The following is a 513-nucleotide window of genomic DNA, read 5'->3' on the forward strand; positions in this document are numbered from 1 at the left end:
ATGCGCTGGGCGACTTCTTCCCGCCGGGGACGCTGTTCGGCGTCATCCCCTTCGTCGACGTCAGCCAGTACTGGGCGTTCATCCAAGAACGGAACCTCCTCCTCCAGTTCCAGGACGGGAACCCCGTTCTCGGCGCGGTGTTCGTCACGTTCGCGATGGGGTTCGTCGGGACCGTCCTCGGCATCCCCGGCGCGCGCATCCTCGGGGTGCTCGGCTCCGAGCGCGTGACGCCGTACCCTTTCAACTTCATCTTCCGCGGGACGATGAGCGTCATCCGCGCCATCCCGGCGCTGGTGTGGGCGCTCATCTACATCCCCCTCGGCGGCGTCTCGCCGTTCACGGCGACGCTCGCCATCGGCACCGACACGATGGGGAACCTCGGTCGCCTGTTCACGGACGCCCTCGAAGAAGTCGAGGACGGACCGATAGAGGCCATCGAGTCGACCGGCGCGAACAGCCCCCAGAAGGTCGTCTTCGGGATGCTCTCGCAGGTCTTTACGCCCTTCATCGCGT

Annotated in this window: 1 protein-coding gene; it reads left to right on the top strand. The window is 66.3% G+C overall.

Annotated elements, in window-relative coordinates:
• On the top strand, positions 1 to 513 hold a 513-nt coding region (locus DVK06_RS17220), incomplete at both ends, for an ABC transporter permease (RefSeq protein WP_369333409.1).

It is taken from the genome of Halorubrum sp. Atlit-28R (genome assembly GCF_003665955.1).
In the GTDB taxonomy this organism is placed as follows: domain Archaea; phylum Halobacteriota; class Halobacteria; order Halobacteriales; family Haloferacaceae; genus Halorubrum; species Halorubrum tropicale.